At 57.3% G+C, this 13,028-nt stretch carries 13 protein-coding genes; 6 read left to right on the top strand and 7 right to left on the bottom strand.

From position 1 onward, the window contains the following. The first annotated feature begins 88 nt into the window (after positions 1 to 88). Together DXT77_RS00340 and DXT77_RS00335 are read left to right on the top strand one after the other, a co-directional pair. Entirely contained in the window at positions 89 to 919 is an 831-nt protein-coding gene (locus DXT77_RS00340; RefSeq protein ID WP_119426164.1) for an undecaprenyl-diphosphate phosphatase, read from the top strand. Next, a complete protein-coding gene (locus DXT77_RS00335; RefSeq protein ID WP_119426163.1) occupies positions 916 to 1,344 on the top strand; it encodes a DUF1294 domain-containing protein in 429 nt (142 codons plus the stop codon). The genes DXT77_RS00340 and DXT77_RS00335 overlap by 4 nt, the downstream gene beginning before the upstream one ends. A 3-nt stretch (positions 1,345 to 1,347) precedes the next feature. Here DXT77_RS00335 and DXT77_RS00330 read toward each other — a convergent pair whose 3' ends face one another. Both DXT77_RS00330 and DXT77_RS00325 read right to left on the bottom strand, forming a co-directional pair. Then, complete coding sequence (locus DXT77_RS00330) at positions 1,348 to 1,707, bottom strand: MmcQ/YjbR family DNA-binding protein (protein ID WP_119426162.1); 360 nt, start codon at positions 1,705 to 1,707, stop codon at positions 1,348 to 1,350. Next, positions 1,704 to 2,612 carry a LysR substrate-binding domain-containing protein gene (locus DXT77_RS00325; protein WP_119426161.1) on the bottom strand — a complete coding sequence of 303 codons (909 nt, stop codon included), beginning with the start codon at positions 2,610 to 2,612 and terminating at the stop codon, positions 1,704 to 1,706. Before DXT77_RS00325 ends, DXT77_RS00330 begins: the two co-directional genes overlap by 4 nt. 128 nt (positions 2,613 to 2,740) lie before the next feature. Between DXT77_RS00325 and DXT77_RS00320 the strand changes: the two genes are divergently transcribed. Next, entirely contained in the window at positions 2,741 to 3,352 is a 612-nt protein-coding gene (locus tag DXT77_RS00320; RefSeq protein WP_085708152.1) for an FMN-dependent NADH-azoreductase, read from the top strand. A 235-nt stretch (positions 3,353 to 3,587) separates the two neighbouring features. Next, the gene (locus DXT77_RS00315; RefSeq protein ID WP_114882809.1) at positions 3,588 to 4,625 is read left to right on the top strand and encodes a dienelactone hydrolase; all 1,038 of its coding nucleotides are present in this window, start codon (positions 3,588 to 3,590) and stop codon (positions 4,623 to 4,625) included. Positions 4,626 to 4,628: 3 nt separating this feature from the next. Here DXT77_RS00315 and DXT77_RS00310 read toward each other — a convergent pair whose 3' ends face one another. The 4 genes from DXT77_RS00310 to DXT77_RS00295 form a co-directional block, all read right to left on the bottom strand. After that, entirely contained in the window at positions 4,629 to 5,816 is a 1,188-nt protein-coding gene (locus DXT77_RS00310) for an MFS transporter (protein ID WP_119426160.1), read from the bottom strand. Positions 5,817 to 5,954: 138 nt separating this feature from the next. After that, positions 5,955 to 7,541, bottom strand: coding sequence for an ABC-F family ATPase (locus tag DXT77_RS00305; RefSeq protein WP_119426159.1), 1,587 nt, complete (start codon positions 7,539 to 7,541; stop codon positions 5,955 to 5,957). Positions 7,542 to 7,841: 300 nt separating this feature from the next. Then, a complete protein-coding gene (locus DXT77_RS00300; protein ID WP_158593082.1) occupies positions 7,842 to 8,876 on the bottom strand; it encodes an acyltransferase in 1,035 nt (344 codons plus the stop codon). Between the two features lie 272 nt (positions 8,877 to 9,148). Beyond that, the gene (locus DXT77_RS00295; protein ID WP_119426157.1) at positions 9,149 to 10,192 is read right to left on the bottom strand and encodes an acyltransferase; all 1,044 of its coding nucleotides are present in this window, start codon (positions 10,190 to 10,192) and stop codon (positions 9,149 to 9,151) included. Positions 10,193 to 10,761: 569 nt separating this feature from the next. On the opposite strand from DXT77_RS00295, the gene lpxO reads away from it, so the two are divergent. Further along, positions 10,762 to 11,661, top strand: coding sequence for a lipid A hydroxylase LpxO (gene lpxO / locus DXT77_RS00290; RefSeq protein ID WP_085708729.1), 900 nt, complete (start codon positions 10,762 to 10,764; stop codon positions 11,659 to 11,661). Positions 11,662 to 11,715: 54 nt separating this feature from the next. Here lpxO and DXT77_RS00285 read toward each other — a convergent pair whose 3' ends face one another. Further along, positions 11,716 to 12,576, bottom strand: coding sequence for a Ku protein (locus DXT77_RS00285; protein ID WP_119426156.1), 861 nt, complete (start codon positions 12,574 to 12,576; stop codon positions 11,716 to 11,718). A 185-nt stretch (positions 12,577 to 12,761) separates the two neighbouring features. Between DXT77_RS00285 and DXT77_RS00280 the strand changes: the two genes are divergently transcribed. Continuing rightward, positions 12,762 to 13,028: hypothetical protein (locus tag DXT77_RS00280; protein WP_119426155.1), on the top strand; the 267-nt coding region annotated here is incomplete at its 3' end.

Here is a 13,028-nt window from a genome sequence, read left to right as displayed (position 1 = left end):
GTACAGCAACAAACCGCTACGCTGATCGCAGTGAACGTAAAAAAATACTATCGGGGCATGCCTGAACGCATCGCTCTTTGGGGGATTGATGGACCTTTGGACCGCCTTGCAGGCACTGATTCTTGGAGTTGTAGAAGGGCTGACGGAGTTTTTGCCCATTTCCAGTACCGGACACCAGATCATCGTCGCCGACCTGCTGAATTTCGGCGGCGAACGCGCCATGGCGTTCAACATCATCATTCAACTCGGCGCGATTCTCGCGGTGGTCTGGGAGTTTCGCCGCAAGATTCTCGACGTGGTCATCGGCTTGCCGACCCAGCCGAGTTCCCGGCGCTTTACCGCCAACCTGCTGATCGCCTTCCTGCCCGCCGTGGTGCTGGGCGTGATCTTTGCCGATCTGATTCACAAATACCTGTTCAACCCGATCACCGTGGCGACGGCGCTGGTGGTGGGCGGTTTCATCATGTTGTGGGCCGAGCGCAGGCAGCATGAAGTGCACGCCGAGACCGTGGACGAGATCACCTGGAAGGATGCGCTGAAGGTTGGCTTCGCCCAATGTCTGGCGATGATCCCGGGCACCTCGCGCTCCGGCTCGACGATCATTGGCGGCCTGTTGTTCGGTCTGTCGCGCAAGACTGCCACCGAATTCTCGTTTTTCCTGGCGATGCCGACCATGGTCGGTGCGGCAGTGTATTCGGGCTACAAGTACCGCGCGCTGTTCGTGCCCGCGGACTTCCCGGTGTTTGCCATCGGTTTTGTCACCGCATTCGTCTTCGCCATGATCGCCGTGCGCGGTTTGCTGAAGTTCATCGCCAGCCACAGTTACGCGGCATTCGCCTGGTACCGGATCGTGTTCGGCCTGCTGATTCTGGCAACCTGGCAGTTCGGCTGGGTGGACTGGGCGGCGGCCAAGGCATGAGTGACTCCCGCGCACGCCGCCCGGATCGCGGCCCGTCCGGTGGCAACATTCAGCATCTGAAGTTGAAGCTGGTGGTGTTGCTGATCGTCTGCGCGTTGCCGCTGTTCGGCTCCCTGTCGATGTGGCTGCGCGGAATCTCATTGGTGCCGTTGATGGCCTACGGGATTGTCAGCGTGCTGGCGTTCTTCCTGTACTGGGCCGACAAGCGCAAGGCCCGCGCCGACGCCTGGCGCACGCCGGAAAACGTCCTGCACGCCGTGGAACTGGCGGGCGGCTGGCCGGGCGCGTTGATCGCCCAGCAAGTCTTCCGGCACAAGACGCGCAAGGTGTCGTTTCAGATTCTGTTCTGGGTGATCGTTGCACTGCACCAGGTGTTCTGGATCGACCAGCTGTTCCTCGGTTCGAACCTGTTGGCGCTGGGGTAGGGATTACAGCAGCAAACCCACCCGGGTTTTCTTCGGCAATTTGCTCACCACCAGTTGATGAGAGCGTTGCAGCAATCCTTGCAGTTCCTCGGCGCCCAAGGGGTAGGGCGGGTGCATGATGATCCACTGCGCCCGCGCCAGGTATGGCGCCGGGTGAATGCCCGGCCGGTCGCAATGGCCGAGAAACAGATCCTTGTCGACCTTGAACGCCAGCGACTCACCGCGCAGCCCCTGCAAGGCGAACATCTTGTTGCCGGCAATCGAGAACACCCGCACACCGCCCCATTTGTAGTCTTCCCGGGCGCCGGGTAATGTCAGGCAGAAATCCGCGACATCCTTCTCGCTCATCTTTCCTTGTTTCATAAGAGCCGCTCTCCACAGGCATTGAACGATTCGACCAGATGATCGATCCAGGCGCGCACCGCCGGCATCACTCCACGCCGATGCGGATACACCGCTTGCAGCCAGCCGCCGGGCAATGACCAGTCCGGCAGTAACTGCACCAGCGTGCCGTTGTTCAGCTCCGCTTCGCAATACATCATCGGCAACAGGGTGAAACCCTGGCCGGCCAGCACACACGCCTTGCGCACAATGAAGTCGTCGATGCCCAGCCGTGCTTCCAGCGCCAGATCGCAACTCTTGCCGTGCTGATCCAGCAGGCGCACATGCACCATGCGATCGGCTTCCAGCGCGCCGAGCACCGGCAGGGTTTTCAAGTCCTGCGGATGATTGATTTCCACCCCCTGTATAAAGGAAGGGCTCGCGACCACCACCATCTGCGCCTGACGCAAGCGACGGGTCACCAGCATCGGTTCTTCGTCGCCGTGTTCGCGCACCCGCAGGGCGACGTCGATGCCTTCGGTGATCAGATCGACCCGGCGATTGATCAAGGTGACTTCCAGTTGCACCTGCGGGTATTTGCCGAGGAAGTTGCTGATTACCACCGGCAGCATTTCATGGGCCAGCCCGGTGGGGCTCGACACCCGCAGGCGGCCACGGGGTTCGCTGGACATGCTGGCCACCGTCTCGTCGGCCATTTCCGCTTCCAGCAGCATCGCCTGGCAGTGGCGCAAATAGCGTTCGCCGACTGCGGTCAGCTTCAACTGACGGGTAGTGCGTTGCAGCAAGCGCGCACCGAGGCGTTCTTCCAGCTCTGCAATCCGCCGCGAAAGGCGTGACTTGGGAATGCCCAGCAAGCGACCGGCAGCGGCGAATCCGCCGGCCTCGACCACTTTGGCGAAATAGTAGAGATCGTTGAGGTCTTGCATGGGGAATTCCGACTGTTCTATCAGTGGGACAAACTATCGCATTGTTGCCGTCTAATCAGCTATTGGTTTCGTAGGTAGGATTGTCTCCATTCCGTCGCCACCGGCGATTCTTTCCAGGAGATTCCACTATGAAACTGCTGCACATCGATTCGAGCATTCTGGGCGACAACTCCGCTTCCCGTCAGCTGAGCACCGAAGTCGTCAAAGCCTGGCAAGCCGCCGAGCCAAGCGCTGTCGTGACCTACCGCGACCTGGCCGCCGACGCCATCAGCCACTTCTCGTCGACCACTCTGGTGGCCGCCGGCACCACCGCTGAACTGCGCAACGCCGCACAACAGCACGAAGCCGAGCTGAGCGCCAACACCCTGGCCGAATTCATCGCTGCTGACGCCATTGTCGTTGCCGCGCCGATGTACAACTTCACCGTGCCAACCCAGCTCAAGGCCTGGATCGACCGCATCGCCGTCGCCGGCCAGACTTTCCGCTACACCGAAGCCGGCCCTGAAGGCCTGTGCGGTGGCAAGAAGGTGATCATCGTATCGACTTCGGGCGGCATCCACGCCGGTCAGGCTTCGGGCGTAGCTCACGAAGACTACCTGAAACTGGTCTTCGGCTTCCTTGGCATCACCGATATCGAAATCGTCCGTGCCGAAGGCCTGGCCTACGGTGAGGAAGTTCGCAACAACGCCATGAGCGCGGCCCACGCCCGCATCAGCGAGCAACTGTTCGCCGCAGCGTAAGGCTTTCGTAAAGAACAGCTCTCGTTCAGGCAACACCCAAAAAACTCTGTATTCTGGTTCTGCAAGGGCCAGATACGGAGTTTTTTGTGTCCGACTGTTACATAATCTGGCCCGGGTTATGCAGTCTTACGATCAACGTCTGAGTGCAACGCCGCGCCGGATCACCGAACCACGGAGTTTCGGGCGTCGAACACAACGGATCTTTCGATTGAGTAACAACAGGGTGGGGCATCCCATGATGCGTCTTTGTGCAACGTTACTGATTTGCCTGCTCGGCAGCCTGAATTCAGTGCACGCAGCCCCCGGCCAGCACCCACGCTGGAGCGTCGGTTATCACGAGATGACGTTCCTCGATCCGCTCGACCTGCAACCGATGCGTGCCATCGCGTTCTATCCCTCCAGCGACCGCGAGCACATGAGCCTGCTCGAGGGCTATTCGGTCGAAGCCGGTGAAGACACCAAAATCGCCCTCGGCCGCTTTCCGATGCTGATGCTGTCCCACGGCAACACCGGCACGCCGCTGGCCCTGCACGACCTCGCCACATCGCTGGCTCGCAAGGGCTTTGTGGTGGTGGCAGTGATTCATCCCGGCGACAACTCCAGGGACCACAGCCGCCTCGGCACCTTGAGCAACCTCTATGGGCGCCCGATCCAGATTTCCGAAGCCATTACCGCCACGCTTGGCGACCGCATGCTTGCGCCGTTCGTGAACGCCGATCAGGTCGGTGTCATTGGTTATTCAGCAGGGGGCGAGACCGCGTTGATTCTTTCAGGCGCTCAGCCTGACCTGGATCGTCTGCGCCGCTACTGCCAGGAACGTCCGGACGACCGCGATGCCTGCAACACCCAGGGCGAACTGATCGTCGATCGCGATGACCTGCAACCGGTGGCCGACCCGAGAGTCCACGCCTTGCTGTTAATGGCGCCGCTGAGTCTGAAATTCGGCCGGCACACCCTGGCCGACGTACATGTGCCGGTGCTGCTGTACAGCGGCGATGGCGACAAACTGGTGGCCTTTGACAAGAACGCCGCCGCCCTGGCGCGCAAACTGCCGACCGCGCCGGACTTCAAGTTGCTGGCCGGGGCAGGGCACTTCGTGTTTATGGCTCCGTGCAATGAAGAACAGATCCGTGCGATGCCGGCGCTGTGCACCGATGCTGACGGGGTGGATCGCGAAGACATCCATCGCAACCTGATTTCTGAAGCCGGGCGGTTCTTCTCCCATGCGCTGGGCAAGCCTTCCCGGGCAGGGATGCAGACGGCGGATCAGTAAGCGTCAGGCCATCGCCCGACGCTTGAGCCACAAGGTCAGCGCCAGTCCGGTCACGGACAACAGCGCTGCGCCGAGGAAAATCCACGAATAGCCCAGATTCAACGCCACCGCGCCCATCAACGGCCCGGCAATCGCGAGTGCCAGATCGAAAAACACTGCGTAAGCACTCAACCCGGCACCACGGCTGGAGTTGGGCACCTGCTTGATGGCTTCAACCCCCAGCGCCGGGTACACCAGCGACAGCCCGAACCCTGCCAGCCCTGCACCGATCAGTGCGTAACCGGTGGATGGTGCGAGCCACAGCAACAACAGCCCGACGGTTTCGATGCTCATGCAGGCGATGGCCGAAGCAAAGCCGCCGAATCGGGCGATGGCGGAAATGAACAACAGCCGCGACAGGATGAAGCACACGCCGAACACCGTCAGGCAGTAGGCCGCGCCGGTCCAGCCGCGATTGAGGTAATAAAGGGTGATGAACGTGGTCAGGGTGCCGTAACCGATCGAGGCCAGGCTCAAACTGGCGCCAAATGGAGCAATTCGCCCGAACACCGCCCAGAACGGCAGACGCTCACCGCGCACTACCGGCACGGAAGGCTTGTTGCGAATCAGCAGCAGAGCGCCGGCGGCCAATACCGACAGCGCAATGCCGAGGCTGGTAAAACCGTAATCGGCCACCATCAGCACGCCCAGTGGTGCGCCGATAGCGATGGCGCCGTAAGAAGCGATGCCGTTCCAGCCGATGGATCGGGCAGTATGTTCGGCGCCGACCTGGCCCATGCACCAGCTGATGGTGCCGACACCGATCAAACCTTGCGCGATCCCGAGCAGCAAACGCCCGGCGATCAGAATGATCAGGCTTGGCAGCGGGAAGTCCTGAAGCAGGGTCGATATGAATGTCAGCACACCGCTGAGGACGATTCCCAGCAAGCCGTAAACGATGGCGCGTTTGGTGCCGACGGTATCCGACATGCGCCCGGCCATGGGACGGCTGAGCAGGGTGGCCAGGTATTGTGACCCGATCACCAGACCCGCAACGACGGCACTGAAGCCCAGTTGTTCGTGCACATAGCCGGGCAGCACCGCTATCGGCAGACCGATGCAGAGGAAGGCGATAAAGGTGTAGAAAACGATGGAGACGATCTGCAGGGTGATCGCCATGGAGCTTTGCGGTGGCTGTTGCTGCGCAGACATGAGGGCTCGTTCGCGGGCGGCGGTGGGAGAGTCCGCATCATGGCTTGGCGGTGAAATAAAAGAAAGCAGGCTAACTATCTTTCCCGGACGCAATAAAAAGCCCCGCCATGGGGCGGGGCTTTCGACGCGAGGCCGCTATCAGAACACGACGCCCTGGCTGCGCAGGTAATCGTCGTAGGTACCGCTGAAGTCGGTCACGCCGTTCGGACTCAGCTCGATGATGCGCGTGGCCAGGGACGATACGAACTCACGGTCGTGGCTGACGAAAATCAGCGTGCCCGGGTAGTTTTCCAGCGCCAGGTTCAGCGCCTCGATCGATTCCATGTCCAGGTGGTTGGTCGGTTCGTCCATCACCAGTACGTTCGGCTTTTGCAGGATCAGCTTGCCGAACAGCATGCGACCTTGCTCACCACCGGAAATGACCTTCACCGATTTCAGGATCTCATCGTTGGAGAACAGCATGCGACCGAGGGTGCCACGGATCATCTGCTCGCCCTGGGTCCACTGACCCATCCAGTCGAACAGGCTCACATCGTCTTCGAAGTCGTGGGCGTGGTCTTGAGCGTAGTAGCCCAGCTCCGCGCTTTCGGTCCACTTCACCGAACCTGCGTCCGGGGTCAGCTCACCCATCAGGGTGCGCAGCAGGGTGGTCTTGCCGATACCGTTCGGGCCGATGATCGCCACGCGTTCGCCGGCTTCAACGGTGAAGCTGAAGTTCTTGAACAGGGTCTTGCCGTCGAAACCCTTGGACATCTGCTCGATGGTCACGGCCTGGCGGTGCAATTTCTTGGTCTGTTCGAAACGGATGAACGGGCTCACGCGGCTCGATGGCTTGACCTCAGCCAGCTGGATCTTGTCGATCTGCTTGGCACGGGAAGTCGCCTGCTTGGCTTTCGAGGCGTTGGCCGAGAAGCGGCTGACGAACGTCTGCAGTTCGGCAATCTGGGCTTTCTTCTTGGCGTTGTCCGACAGCAATTGCTCGCGGGACTGGGTCGCCGCGGTCATGTATTCGTCGTAGTTGCCCGGGAACAGACGCAGCTCGCCGTAGTCCAGGTCGGCCATGTGGGTGCAGACGCTGTTCAGGAAGTGACGGTCGTGGGAAATGATGATCATGGTGCTGTTACGCGCCGTCAAAATCGTTTCCAGCCAGCGAATGGTGTTGATGTCCAGGTGGTTGGTCGGTTCGTCGAGCAACAGCACTTCCGGATCGGAGAACAGTGCCTGAGCCAGCAGGACACGCAGTTTCCAGCCCGGCGCGACTTCGGTCATCGGGCCGAAATGCTGTTCCAGCGGAATGCCCAGGCCCAGCAGCAGTTCACCGGCGCGGGATTCGGCGGTGTAGCCGTCCATCTCGGCGAACTCGGTTTCCAGCTCGGCCACGGCCATACCGTCTTCTTCGCTCATTTCCGGCAGCGAATAGATGCGATCGCGCTCGGCCTTGACCTTCCACAGCTCTTCGTGACCCATGATCACGGTGTCGATCACGGTGAATTCTTCGTAGGCGAACTGATCCTGACGCAGTTTACCGAGGCGCACGTTCGGCTCGAGCATCACCTGGCCGGCAGACGGCTCCAGGTCGCCACCGAGGATTTTCATGAACGTCGACTTGCCGCAACCGTTGGCGCCGATCAGGCCATAACGGTTGCCGTTGTTGAATTTCACCGAAACGTTTTCGAACAGCGGCTTTGCGCCGAACTGCATGGTGATGTTAGCTGTGGAGATCAATTACCTTACCTATCAATGGGTTAGAGCTGGTTTTTTTGCCTGATACCGACGAGATACCATTCTGGAGCCTTTCCAGCTCCCCCCCAGTCTGAGCTTGAGTTAAGTCAACGGGCATGCGTCGCCAGCAACAATTGGACGCGGTGGCCAAGCTGCTGAGCGATGAATGCGGGTTCATGTTGGACATTGCGCATATTGTCGCATAACTATGACAGCAGTAGTACGGCGCGCATGCTTTGTTGCTGATGGATAGGCAAGCCTCTCAGGTGAGCGATCCGGGAGGCTTTCTTGCAAGGCGCTGGGTCAGCTTGGAGCCTTTAGCAGGAGGAACGGCTTTTCAACAAATCGCCAGCTGAGCGCTGCGATTGCTACGGTGGTGATCGCGGACAGCAGTGGATGTAAAAAAGGATGGCTCAGTTGTGGCAGGTAATTCGCCATGCAGAACCCCACCATCAGGTGATAGAGATAGATGCCATAGCTGATCTGGCCAATGTATTGAATGACAGGTGTGGTCAACAGGAATTTCTTTGCATTGCGCTCGTTCAACCATGAAATCATCCAGACGGAAAGTCCGGCAAATGATGTTGCCAGAAAAATGGTTTCGGCGAATGCGATGGTTTGGCTGCTCAGGTAGAGGATGACGAGAAGAAGCATTGCAGATAAAGCACCTGTTAATCCGGTCACTTTTTTCAATGCCGATGCTGGCATCTTCGTTTCGAGTATTGCAAGTAGTGAGCCGGCAGCCAGGCAGTCAAGATTTGCTGGTAACGAAAAAATTGCCGCTAAAGGAATCTGTATATCAGCGTAATACCACCTGGCTACAGGTGACAAGATAATCATTAGCAAGCAAATCATCCAAAGTCTTGATCTCATGAATACTAAGAGCAGAGGCCAAAAAAGATAATATTGCTGTTCAATTGAAAGAGACCAGAAGTGTATTGGGAATAGTGTCGCCCCGGGCGAGCTGAAAAGAAAGTTTGAAAGAAACAATGCGTGCCACGCGACATCTTCCTGCTTGAAACCCGGCCATATGAAATAAAGGAGCACGATGATCAGGAAGTAGGCGGGCCATATGCGCAGTGCCCGATTTTTGAAAAAACGCTTCAAGCTTATTCTGCCACTATTTCGCGCTTGCTCCTTTAGCAGTCCGCGCGTAATGACATAGCCGCTGATCACAAAAAACAAATACACCCCGGCGAGCCCCCAGTTGACCGGGAAAGTAAACCCGATTATCCAATGGCTGCACAGTACGGCTATAACTGCCAATGCCCTCAGGCCGTCAATTTCCGGGCGGAACGTTGAGCTTTTTGTGTTTGTTTCCTTTGTCGGACCAGCCATGGCCGATCCGTGTCCTTCAATAATCATTGTTCAGGCCCATACCCATCTGAATTTCTTAATGCTTGACGCCAACGGGCAAATCCAAGTACCTGCATCGATGCAACCGACGCAGGTACTTGCTGTCGAGTTCAAAAAGAACAGTTTTTGCGCGGTCAAATAGTCGAGCTCCGCCAACGACGAGTGATTGCTCGTGTTGGCGACACGGGGTGATTGCACCCAAGGTTGGTAACGCAGCCTAAATCAGGCTCTGGAGCACAGAGATCAGGACGCTCTTATGAAGTGGCGATCTGGGATTGCGTTTTTCTTCGTGACATGGCTCGCTTTCTGAAGCGCTCCACGGGCAATTCGATGGCATAAACCGCCACTAGTGTACCAACGATTATCGACGCAACATAAGTGTATGTGTTTGCTTCAAAAAGTCCGAGCCAGCGAACAATAATCGTCACAGGGATATGCGTGATATACAGGGGGTAGGAAAGGTCTCCAAACCACTTATCAATTTTGCTGTTCTTGGTTTTAAGAAATAAGATGGGCGATAACGCAGCCAAGGCAACAAGTGTGAATGCCTCTTGGGTCCTGTGCATTGTACAGCTCGCTACAAGTACCAATACGAGGGCGTACAGCATCGCCATTTTCTTGAGGTCACCTGCATATAATTTATGCAGCCAGTACGCGCCGGCTCCCAGCGAGAAATAGAGGGCCGGACCTGGGTAGTAAAGATCGGTCCGCAGCGGAGTGGAAGTTGTTGCAGTGAATATTTTTGCGGCCAGTGCGTATATGATTGCCATGATGAAAAAAGCAAGTGTTTTTTTCTGGCTTCGCAAGATAAAAGGCGCAACAAGGTAAAACAAAATCTCAATCGATAGCGTCCAGGCGGGCAGGTTAATGATGTTCTGCGCACCATTATGATTTTTATCTATACCGTATTCGGAAAATACGATATTGCCATCTACGGAACTAACGTGCAGGAGAAGGTCCGAGCCGAGCATGAATATGTTCGAGAATACTGCAACTATCTGAATCAATAACGGTTGCTGGGATATTGTGTGCGCGACACTCTCTATCATTCCTGTAGGAATCAGGATAAGAATTGAAAACAGATACACTGGCCAGAGTCTCAAAACCCGCCCCATGTAAAACTCAGTATTCATGCTGGGTTTCGTGTAGCGCTCATTCAGACCGATTGCAATGTAAAAACCAGACAACAAATAGAAGCACTGGACGGCAAATCCGGCAGGAGCTAGAGGGAACCAAGTGACCGCTCCGATGTGCGTGAGCATAACGGATAGCGCGAGAAATATTCTAATGAGTCCCATCTAGGATCCTTTCCTGATCATTTGTACGTAGCTGGATACAAAAGCGCGACATCCTATTCCACGAATGGCCTTATGTCATCTAAACCGTGTCGTAAGCTCCGATTGAGCTTGCGAGGGGGGGCACGCTGGCGCTGAGGAACACTCTATACGTTCGCCATAGAAGCGTTCTATGCCGTGTGTTTCTCAAGCTGGAATTGCCCAGGCAGAGGTAACCACCTGTTTAAAAGCGGAGATTCTGGAAGGGCGAAGGTAGGACGATAGCGGGGATTTCTGAGCCAAAGATACGGCCTGGAAGCTTCTTGCAAACGCTGCCTGGCATTCCAATCCTGGAGGCTCAGGAGGTCTGGGAGCTGATTGGCGCAATCGCGGGACAGTTTTTCACAGATGAAGGTTCACTATTGGTTACAAACTGTGGCTAAAATGCCATCCATTCACCCAATGCCCTTGCCCGGCATGGGCTCAAGGATGTGCCACCGAGACGCTGTTTTGTATCCAGACCACTGCTACAGACCTATGGCCACAGCCAGAAAGGCGCGCAGTTTGTTCACTTTTGACGTGTGACGATTTCCGTGAAACTCATCATTGCTGCTATTTATGTCATTTCCATTGCATACGTTCACCTGCGTGGCCGTGTGCGTCACAAACTGGGCCGTCAGTTGAGCGATCACTCGACGTTTCTTGCGCCGATCAACTGCTTCCTTTATCTGTTTTCGAAGAAACCGAACAAACCCTACCTTGATCCGAAGGACTTTCCCGATCTGAGCCCGTTGCAGGCCCATTGGGAAGAAATCCGCGAGGAAGGTCAGAATCTGCTGCGTGCCGGTGCGATCAAGCGCTCGGACCAGTACGACGACGTCGGTTTCAACTCGTTCTTCAAGACCGGCTGGAAACGCTTTTATCTGAAATGGTACGGCGACAGCCACCCGTCGGCGCTGCAACTGTGCCCGCGCACCACTGAACTGGTGCAGAGCATCGGTTCGATCAAGGCGGCGATGTTCGCCGAACTGCCACCGGGCTCGAAACTGGTGCGTCACCGTGACCCGTACGCCGGTTCCTACCGTTATCACCTGGGTCTGGAAACGCCGAACGATGCTGGTTGCTACATCAACGTCGATGGCGAGAACTATCACTGGCGCGACGGCGAAGCGGTGATGTTCGACGAGACCTACATTCACTACGCGGAAAACACCACCGACAAGAACCGCATCATCCTGTTCTGCGACGTCGAGCGCCCGATGAAGTACCGCTGGGCAGCCGCGTTCAACGGCTGGTTCAGCCGTACCGTGATGTCGGCGGCGGGCGCTCCGAACGACGCGGGCGACCGCACCGGCGGTATCAACCGTTTGTTTACCAAAATCTACAAGATCCGCCTGCGCGGCAAGGAGCTGAAAAAGCGCAATCGCGCGCGCTATTATCTGGAAAAATGGGCGATCTTCGGTGGCCTGCTGGCAATCTTCATTCTGATCTGAAAACTGATCTGATAAATCGGGCGACTGTTGAAAGACAGTCGCCCGATTTCATTTTCACGACGCTTTTTTGGCCTTTTTCGCCGGGGTGGCCTTGCTCGCGGCCTTCTTCGCCGGTTTGGCCGGTGATTTCCCGCCAAGACTGCGTTTGAGCAATTCGGTCAAGTCGATCACATCCGCCGACTTGCGTTCTTCTTCGCCGTCAACGGTCTCAACGTCCTCGATTTTGCCTTCATGGGCCTTCTTGTCCACCAGGGCCATGATCTTGTCTTCGAATTCGTCGGTGTAATCTTCTGGCTTCCAGTCAGCGCTCATGTCTTCAACAAGCCGTTTGGCCATATCTAACTCGGCTTTCGCCAGTTGCGGCTTGGTCACTTCGCTGCCCAGCGCCAGTTCATCGAGGCTGCGCACTTCCTGCGGCCAGCGCAGTTTCACCAACACCAGTGCCGACTCCAGCGGCATCAGCGCCGCCAAGTACTGACGCGTGTGTAAAACCACACGGGCGAGGGCGACTTTTTTGGTTTTGCTCAGGGTTTCGCGCAGCAATGCGTAAACCTTGCCGCCGCGTTTGTCCGGGGCCAGGTAGTAGGGCGTGTCGATGTTTTGCAGCGGAATCTGTTCACTGTCAACGAAGGCAAAGATGTCGATGGTCTGGGTCGACACCGGGTGGGCCGAACGGATTTCCTCCTCGCTGAGCACCACATATCGGCCTTTTTCGAACTGCACGCCTTTGACGATGTGCTCCTTGGTGACTTCCTTTCCGGTGACCTTGTTGACCCGTTTATAGCCGACCGGGTCCATGCTGCGGCTGTCCAGCCAGTCGAAGTCCACGCCCTGGGACGAAGTCGCCGAGACCAGCGCCACGGGGATGTGCACCAGACCGAAACTGATTGCGCCTTTCCAGATTGCCCGAGCCATGGTGCCGTTCTCCGCGTGATGTTCGGGTGACCCGTCGGCATGCGTGAAAGTTTCCGTTGTCAGCCGACGGGCAACTGGTCAAACGGTGTTACACCTTGTTTAGCGATGACGGGTTAACAAATCCGAACCCTCGGCGTAGCGTGGACTCGAAGGCTCTATTCCAAGTGCATCGAGAGAGGCCGTCCATGAACCGTTTTCTGCTTGGCATCGCATCGCTCGCCCTCAGTGGCGGGCTGGTTCACGCCGATGCCCTGTTGCTGGCGCAAAGTCCGACCGGCAACAGCAGCAACCCCTACAACAGCCCGATTCACCGGGCCAATCCCAACAGCATGCAGGGCACGCAGCCCGCCAATCCGGTGATCCGCGGGCCGAGTACGGTGCCCGCGCCTCGCCAGCCCACCGTCGAGAACGGCGGCATCGGCAATGGCCAGCCCCTGCGTTCGGTGCCGAGC

This window comes from Pseudomonas sp. 91RF (assembly GCF_003576265.1).
GTDB lineage: Bacteria > Pseudomonadota > Gammaproteobacteria > Pseudomonadales > Pseudomonadaceae > Aquipseudomonas > Aquipseudomonas kribbensis.
The sequence above is the reverse complement of the archived record's forward strand: the minus strand, read 5'-3'. Positions and strand labels throughout refer to the sequence as shown.

Coding starts and splice junctions, on each gene's coding strand:
- DXT77_RS00340 (WP_119426164.1), top strand. CDS start 89: ATGGACCTTTGGACCGCCTTGCAGGCACTGATTCTTGGAGTTGTAGAA.
- DXT77_RS00335 (WP_119426163.1), top strand. CDS start 916: ATGAGTGACTCCCGCGCACGCCGCCCGGATCGCGGCCCGTCCGGTGGC.
- DXT77_RS00330 (WP_119426162.1), bottom strand. CDS start 1,707: ATGAAACAAGGAAAGATGAGCGAGAAGGATGTCGCGGATTTCTGCCTG.
- DXT77_RS00325 (WP_119426161.1), bottom strand. CDS start 2,612: ATGCAAGACCTCAACGATCTCTACTATTTCGCCAAAGTGGTCGAGGCC.
- DXT77_RS00320 (WP_085708152.1), top strand. CDS start 2,741: ATGAAACTGCTGCACATCGATTCGAGCATTCTGGGCGACAACTCCGCT.
- DXT77_RS00315 (WP_114882809.1), top strand. CDS start 3,588: ATGATGCGTCTTTGTGCAACGTTACTGATTTGCCTGCTCGGCAGCCTG.
- DXT77_RS00310 (WP_119426160.1), bottom strand. CDS start 5,816: ATGTCTGCGCAGCAACAGCCACCGCAAAGCTCCATGGCGATCACCCTG.
- DXT77_RS00300 (WP_158593082.1), bottom strand. CDS start 8,876: ATGGCTGGTCCGACAAAGGAAACAAACACAAAAAGCTCAACGTTCCGC.
- DXT77_RS00295 (WP_119426157.1), bottom strand. CDS start 10,192: ATGGGACTCATTAGAATATTTCTCGCGCTATCCGTTATGCTCACGCAC.
- DXT77_RS00285 (WP_119426156.1), bottom strand. CDS start 12,576: ATGGCTCGGGCAATCTGGAAAGGCGCAATCAGTTTCGGTCTGGTGCAC.